5 protein-coding genes are annotated in these 7,753 nt (G+C 49.8%); 2 read left to right on the top strand and 3 right to left on the bottom strand.

The window, feature by feature from the left end; translation table 11 throughout:
* Positions 1-713: 713 nt before the first annotated feature.
* The 3 genes from DCW36_RS02315 to DCW36_RS02305 form a co-directional block, all read right to left on the bottom strand.
* Positions 714-1,964 (bottom strand): aspartyl protease family protein, encoded by a 1,251-nt coding sequence (locus DCW36_RS02315; RefSeq protein WP_114784049.1) that lies wholly within the window; start codon positions 1,962-1,964, stop codon positions 714-716.
* Positions 1,965-2,168: 204 nt separating this feature from the next.
* A complete protein-coding gene (locus DCW36_RS02310) occupies positions 2,169-3,509 on the bottom strand; it encodes a voltage-gated chloride channel family protein (protein WP_114784047.1) in 1,341 nt (446 codons plus the stop codon).
* 295 nt (positions 3,510-3,804) lie between these two features.
* Positions 3,805-4,731: a universal stress protein gene (locus DCW36_RS02305; RefSeq protein WP_114784045.1), complete on the bottom strand. Its 927-nt coding sequence runs from the start codon at positions 4,729-4,731 to the stop codon at positions 3,805-3,807.
* Between the two features lie 164 nt (positions 4,732-4,895).
* Here DCW36_RS02305 and DCW36_RS02300 point away from each other — a divergent pair, with 164 nt between their 5' ends.
* Both DCW36_RS02300 and DCW36_RS02295 read left to right on the top strand, forming a co-directional pair.
* On the top strand, positions 4,896-7,211 hold the full coding sequence (locus DCW36_RS02300; RefSeq protein WP_114784043.1) for a putative monovalent cation/H+ antiporter subunit A: 2,316 nt from the start codon (positions 4,896-4,898) through the stop codon (positions 7,209-7,211).
* Entirely contained in the window at positions 7,208-7,750 is a 543-nt protein-coding gene (locus tag DCW36_RS02295) for an MnhB domain-containing protein (protein ID WP_114784041.1), read from the top strand. Before DCW36_RS02300 ends, DCW36_RS02295 begins: the two co-directional genes overlap by 4 nt.
* Positions 7,751-7,753: the final 3 nt, after the last annotated feature.

Raw genomic sequence — 7,753 nt, 5'->3', positions numbered from 1 at the left:
CCATTGTAAGAATACTCTTTAAGCTACCCGAAAGCAGCCAATGTGTCTGTCTGTCCCGACCCGTTTTCCTTTTCCTTAGAATTGACGCAGGTAATAATTACCCGCGCGGATTTTAATTTCGTCTCTTTCAATCTCTCAAAGAACTCACAGAAGGACTTCCTCCTTCTCCTGTGCTACTGCTGTAGCTCGTGTTATTTTTTTCAGTTTCAGAACCTTCTGTTCTGATTGGGGTTGCAAAGGTAAGCAGAATTTCTTAACCTGCAATAAAAATGAAAAACTTTTTTTATTTCTTTCGCTGCCCTGCCGGCTGCTGTGCTTTTTTCAGGAAGCGGAGGCAAAGGTAAGCAGCTTTTTCCGTCCTGCCAAAAGAAATTTAAATTCTTTTTTTTACCTCTTTCTGCTTCTGCTTTAGCTACTTACAGCTGTTAGCGAAGCTTCTTCCTGGCCGTCTCCTACTGAAACGGGTTGCAAAGGTAAGTATCTTTTTTCTGGCTGCAAGCAAAAAGGGATATTTATTTTCCTGCTGTTGCTTTCACTACTCCGGCAACCTGTGCTGCCTCTCCCCTGCCTGCTGCGTTGGGGTTGCAAAAGTAGAAATTGTTTCCCGCTTTCCAATAGCTGTAGCCAAACTTTTTACTCCTTTTCGGTAACTGGCTGCAGGTCAGCAGAATTATTATTACGATGTATTTAAAGAAAGGTAAGAGAAATATCTGCTAAATCTTGTTCTCCAGAACCAGCTTAATGTTTATTTTTTTACCGTCGCGGAGTATCCTCATGTGAACCGTACTTCCCGGTTTCTTCTCCAGGTAGCCCAGAATATCCGGAAGCTCAACCTCTTTGCAATCCCTGCTGTTGATCGCAATAAGCTGATCGCCTGATTTAATACCAGCTGTTTCAGCTGTAGAACCACTGTTGACGTGGGAAATTACATATACATTCATTCCTGGCAGGGGTGTACTTACTTCCAGGCCTGTGCCATTAAAATAAAAGGGTTCTTTAAATTTATGATTGGGAATTAAAGCCATCCGGTTGTGCGGGTAATCAAAAATGACAGTAAAGCGGCGTAAAATATCAGCACCAAGGCTGCCATTTCTGTTCGAAAGGTTTAATGCCAGTTTGATATCGTCTTCATCAGGATAAGCAGCCGGTAAGTTGGATAACTCATGTCTGCCAAGTGCAAAGCCATGCAGGCGGCCAATTTTACCATTGATATCACCACCCAGGCCGCGCCCCAGGTAAGCTTCCATGTAGTTCGGCGGCAGTAGCAATTGCTGGTTGCTTGGCAGGTACAACGACATGGTGTTGCTGGCTCCGGTATCTACCACGAGCTTCACATTTATAATATCCCCGTTATGCTGCCGTACATCGGCATATATGTAGGCTCTTTCGCCTTCCAGGTGCAGCGGATAAATCTCCCCTTTCTTTTTGATCTTTATTTCTGTGTCAGGCCTGTAAAAGGTGATTCGCTTGCTGCTGTAATTTATTTTAACAATAAAATTCTTTAATAAGTCGTAGCCGATGAGGCCGTGAATGGGCATTCCCATGCGTGTGGAGATATCCAGTACATCTTCCATCAACACGTAAACATCATGGTCGCGGCCACTAATCCTTTTCAGGCTCATGTTGTTGCCCTTCGAATACAGGGCTTTGATAGAATGCCCGGTTCCGAGTCCTTTGATCTCTATTTCATTTGCTGTATGAAGATTCAGTGAATCGCTGTAATAAAGGCGGGTGATAAGGATATTTTTTACGCCGGAATCTAAAATAAAATTTAGTGGCGGGGAATTGTTTATCTGAACCGGGATCACGATAAGATTATGTACGAGCTTAAAAGGCAGGGTTACCTTTTTATGCCTCCCGCTAAGCTCAACGGTGCTGCCGGAGGACTTTTGTGCCTGTGCCTGAACAAAGAGCAGAATGGTCAGACACAGGCAAAGAAAAGTAAAGCTACCTGACTTTGCCATAATCCATAAATTAAAGGGTACTTAACTGCTTACGTATCAGTATACATAAGGGTGCCTGTTATTGCAAGATCCAAACATATTTTTAAATATGTAACTATTGCCTGGCCGGTAAATAATAGAACATCAGCAAGAGAGATCCTATATTATATAAAGCCCGGATAAGCTCTATAAAGTTCCGGGTAGTGCAGGTAGGGGTAGTATTTATTACTTGAGGCCTTGTTTTTTTCGAAGATCTTTAACAGCGGACAGGTTTTTACCTGTTTCGCGCCCGTAGAACAGATGCTTCGGGCTGCCAATTACCTGGGAGCCGTAAATGCCGGAATGGCCCGAAAAGATATAAGCGGCTACACAGGCCAAAGCCATAAAGACACTGCTTTCGGCTCCGAATAGTTCTATACCCATGACGGTACAGGAAAGTGGGGTGTTGGAAGCACCGGAAAACACGCCCACAAAGCCCATTCCTGCCAGTAGCGCCATGGGCAAGGGGATGGCCTGCGAGAGTGCGTTGCCTAAGGTCGCTCCTGTAAAAAACAGCGGGGTCACCTCCCCTCCTTTAAATCCAGCGCCCAGTGTAAAAGAGGTTAACAGAATCTTCAGGAAGGAATCGTACACCGGAAGCGGTGTTTCAAATGCTTCGAGTATGGTCGGGATTCCTAAGCCGATGTACTTGGTGGTGCCCATGGCAAACACAACCGCTGCTATCACAGCACCTCCTGCCAGGGGCCGGAACGGGGCATAGCTAATGCGCTGCTTAAACTGCACGCTCCAGAGGTGGGTTGCGTTTGCAAACAGCATTCCTGCCAGTCCGAAGGCTGCTCCGGCAAGCAAGGCGTACCCAAAACCGGCCGGCGACATGTCCGGCACAAACGGTATATGGTAGTGTGTGTGCCCCACGCCCCATGCATTACAGGCATAATTGGCCACTACAGCCGCCAGGAAACTCGGTACCAGCGCATCGTAACGCAACCTGCCAATCACAAAAACTTCCAATCCGAACAGAGCACCTGCTAGTGGTGTACCGAAAAGGGACGAGAAACCGGCACTGATGCCCATGATGATGAGGATCTTCCGGTCGCGCGGACGCAGTTTAAACGGCCGGGTAAACTGATCGGCAATGGCGCCCCCCATTTGCACGGCAGTACCTTCGCGTCCTGCCGAACCTCCAAACAGGTGTGTGACCAAAGTGCCAAAGAGCACCAGCGGCGCCATCCGGAAAGGGATTATCTTTTTAGGCGCATGAATTTCTTCCAGCAGCAGGTTATTTCCTTTTACCACACTTTCGCCATAATAATAGTAGAGCAGCCCGACCAATAAGCCCCCCAACGGCAGCAGGGCAATAATCCAGGTATGGGCTTCGCGGTAGTTGGTTACCCAATCAAGCGAAACCAGGAAAAAAGCAGAGGCAGAACCTACCGGTACCCCGACCAGCAGGGCGATGACTGACCATTTAAGCGTAAAAAGAAGGGCCTTGGCTTGTTCGCCTGTAGATAAGAGCTTCTGTAGAAAAGAACTGAAAGCAGATCTGGAAGTAGGTGTAGGTGCCATATTGAAAGCTGATACCACAAATATAACCAATAGCAGCAAACATTGCCCTGCTTCACCAGCAACAGGATAGGCTGTGTCTCGTCACTGGCTTTATAAAAGGAGCAGAGGCTGTGGTGGCTGGAGCAGCAAAACATTTGATCAAGCATTTTCAACCTGCGCCTGCTTAACTAAACCTTGTATCTCCCTTTATTAGTTAATAAACTGTTCTGCTCCAGCCACCACAGCCACTGCTCCTTGTTTTTTGGGTGAAATCAGAAGCAAGAAAACTTATCCTGCAATTTCACTCCGGTCGTTTCTACTCTTCGGTTAAAAGCGCATCCAGCAGGCCGGTTTCCTCCTTCTCATTTTTGAACACGGTTAACGGAATATCATTGTCGTGGCGCAGGATTTTTTCGGTTACACTTCCTACCATAAACACGGCTGCTGCCGACTTTCCTTTGGCGCCAATTACCAGCATGTCGGCCCGGTCGCGTTTTGCGTGCAGCACGATCAGTTCGCCAATATCGTCTTCGCTTTCCCGCTTCACCAGCTTCAGGCTGGTGCGGGAGCCCAGTTCGGGGAACTTGGCCAGCACCTGGTCAAATTTTTCGGTGGCAAATCCTTTCATGCGATCTTCGAAATCGGCATAGCTTTCGCCGAGCGTAATGTAGCCGGTGGGCACCTCGTACACATGCAGGCACGACACCTCCACATCCGGACGGGTAAGGGCGGAGTGCAGCACCCGGTCGAGGGCCATGAGGGAGCAGTCGGAGAAATCGATGCTGACAAGTATTTTTTTAAGTACCGGCTCGGCATTTTCGGGTAAGAACAGGATACTTGTTTTGCCCGACCGCAGCAGTTTCTGGGGCAGCACGCCACTGCCGCGCAGGTGCAGCTTGCGCCCTACCAGCATCAGGTCCGGGTGATACTGTTTGGCACCGCGCAGCAAACCCTTCAGCGGCTTGCCTTCCACTACCTGTATTTCTGTCTGCACCTGTGGCAACTGCGCAAAGTACTGGCTTACTTTCGTTTCGAGGTCGCTGGTGATGGAGCGCTCCAACGGAACATTCTGCTGCCGGTAATCCTGTTTCAGTTCTTCAGGAATTTCAACTTCCTGAATAATGTGAACAAAAAGCACCTGCCGGATAGAGGACTGGCTACAGAGAAAGGCAGCATAACGGATCAGGGTTTCATCCATTTTTGTCAGGTCCAGCCCCACCATCAGTTTTTTTAACGTGTACATAGTTTTATTTTTTTGTCGTGTTCTGGTTATATGAAACTCATGAAAATCCTGCGGATTTCCCTTTCTGAGCTACTGAATTTGAAACTTAATGCGCGCAGGCGGGTAATGTACTGTGTAAGTTCTTTCAGTATTTTCCTCAATTATTTTTTCAATTTTTAAAGTTCATGGTCATTCTTATACTTGCAGGTATCTTGCTGGCGTTTGCGGCACCGCAGCTCTACCACTGGCTGGGCAAGTATACTTATTTACCATTTACATTGTTTGCAGCTGCTGTTTTTGTTTACCTGAGTACCTATGTACCGGGTATCCTGCAGGGCCACACCTACAGCTACGGCTACACCTGGACTCCCAGCCTGAATATAAACATAGATTTTTATTTTGATGGCTTAAGCTTACTTTTTTCATTGCTCATATCCGGTTTTGGTGTCCTGATTATGCTATACGCCGGCGGTTACCTGAAAGGTGACCCGCTCCTGGGACGCTTTTACCTTTACCTGACGCTGTTCATGGTGGCGATGCTGGGCGTCGTGCTTTCCGCGAACATCTTCAGCCTGTTTATTTTCTGGGAACTCACCAGCGTGAGCTCGTACCTGCTTATTGGGTATAAAAACGAAAAAAAAGAGGCTAGGGATGCTGCATTACAAGCTTTACTCGTAACGGGCAGCGGCGGACTGGCCCTGATGGCGGGCTTGCTGCTGCTGGGAATCGCCGGCGGCAGCTACAGCCTGACAGAACTGCTAACCCGGGGCGACCTGGTGCGGGCCAGCGAGCTTTACATACCTGCGCTGGTGCTTGTGCTAGCAGGCGCGTTTACCAAGTCTGCCCAGTTCCCCTTCCATTTCTGGTTGCCCAATGCCATGGAAGCCCCAACGCCGGTTAGCGCCTTTCTGCATTCGGCCACCATGGTGAAGGCCGGTATTTACCTGCTGGCACGCTTAAGCCCGGTAATGGGCGGCACCGAGGCCTGGCAGTACAGCTTAATGGCGGCAGGTGGCATTACGGCCGTGTTTGGTGTTTTCATGGCCATGCAGCACACCGACCTGAAAGCCCTGCTTGCTTACACCACCATCAGCGCGCTTGGCCTGCTGGTAACCCTGACCGGCATTGGCGCTGCCCCTGCCCTGCAGGCCATGCTGGTGTTCCTGCTGGCCCACGCCCTGTACAAAGGCACGCTGTTTTTAGTAGCCGGAAACGTTGACCATGCCACCGGCACCCGCGACCTGAACCAGCTGCAGGGATTGGGAAAAAAAATGTGGCGCACAGGTGCTGCGGCTACCATGGCGGCGCTGTCTATGGCGGGTGTGCTGCCCTTTTTTGGGTTTATCGGGAAAGAACTGCTCTACCAGGCTGCTCTGGAGGCCGAAGTGTTTGGTTTCCTGCTGCTGGCAGTTTTTTTCATCACGGGTATGGTGTTTGTCACGGTTGCCTTTGTGCTGGGCTATGGCCTGTTCTGGAAGAAAAGCGAAAATACTACGCCGGTGCAGCACCACCTGCCACCTTCCCTGTATCTGCCGCCGTTGGTACTGGCTACGGCAGGCCTTGCGTTCGGACTCCTGCCCGGTATCATGGCGACCCCACTGCTGCAAAGGGCGGCCCAGGCAGTGCTGGTGGAGGAGCAGTCGTTTAAGCTGGTCCTGTGGCATGGCTTTAACCTGGTGCTGGGGCTAAGCCTCCTGACGCTGGTAGCGGGCTATGTGGTGTTCCTGTACTCCATCCGCCTCCGCTCCTTTGCGCCGTTTATCGACAAAGTGCACCGCTTCGGACCAAATTACCTGTACAAACTGTCCATCGTAGGGCTGCTTTACGGCGCTACCCGCATCACTGCGGTCATCCAGAACGGGTACCTGCGCAACTACATCCTGGTCATCATCCTGACCCTGATGACACTGGTAACCATGGCGCTCTGGAACGGCGAACCGGCCCTGGAATTCGGCAGCCGGATGTACCAGCTGCGCGATGTCCGGATTCATGAACTGATACTGGTGCTGCTGATTTTTCCGGCGCTGGCCTTCCTGCTGCTCACCGGGTCGCGTTTAACGTCTATTGCCATCATGGGGATGATCGGATACACGGCAGCGCTTTTTTACATTCTTTTTGGCGCCCCGGATGTAGCTGCCACGCAGCTACTTATCGAAACGCTCACCGTCGTGCTGTTTGTCCTGATCCTCCATAAGCTGCCGGCTTTCCGTAAACTAGTAACCAGTTACCAGCGCATCCGGTACATAATTGTTTCTGCCGTTTTTGGCGGCATGATGACCTATGTGATGCTGCTGGTAAAGCAGTTCCCGATAAAGTCAGAATTAAAGCGCTACTATGGCGAAAACGGTTACCTGCTTGGCAAAGGGCACAACATCGTAAACGTTATCCTGGTTGATTTCAGGGCACTGGACACGCTGGGAGAAATTACCGTATTAGCCGTAGCAGCCATTGGTATTTTTGCCGTTCTGAAGCTGCAACTGGGGAAAGGAGATAACTCATGAAAACACTTATCCTGGCCGTTGCAATCCGCATCCTGCTCCCCCTGTTCATTCTTTTTTCACTCTACATCCTGCTCAGGGGGCACAATCACCCGGGCGGGGGCTTTATCGGCGGGCTTATCTGTGCCATTGGCTTTATTTTTCATACCATGGCCCACGGCCCCGGGCATACAATTGCTTCTTTTTTCTGTATATGCATTTATGTGCAACCCCGGCAAACCGGTCAAAACAAACTTTCTCACTTGCTCCGCCTTCTTTCAGCAAACGTAGTTAACCGAAAAAAACTGAAGGGGAATGCCACGTATACCCTGAAGCTGCTCCAGGTAGACCCCTTGTTTATTATTGCCAGCGGCTTGTTTTTTGCCGCATCCAGTGGCGTTGCGGGGCTGCTGCTGCAGCAACCCTACATGACAGCCTATTGGGCTGATTTTTACTTGCCGGTGTTTGGCAAACCCGGAACCCCCATCCTGTTTGACTTTGGCGTATACCTGCTGGTGCTGGGGGTGATCCTGAAAATAACATTTGTAATGGCAGAAGAATAATCC

This window comes from Botryobacter ruber (assembly GCF_003347595.2).
Classification (GTDB): Bacteria; Bacteroidota; Bacteroidia; order Cytophagales; family Hymenobacteraceae; genus Pontibacter; species Pontibacter ruber_A.
The sequence above is the reverse complement of the archived record's forward strand: the minus strand, read 5'-3'. Positions and strand labels throughout refer to the sequence as shown.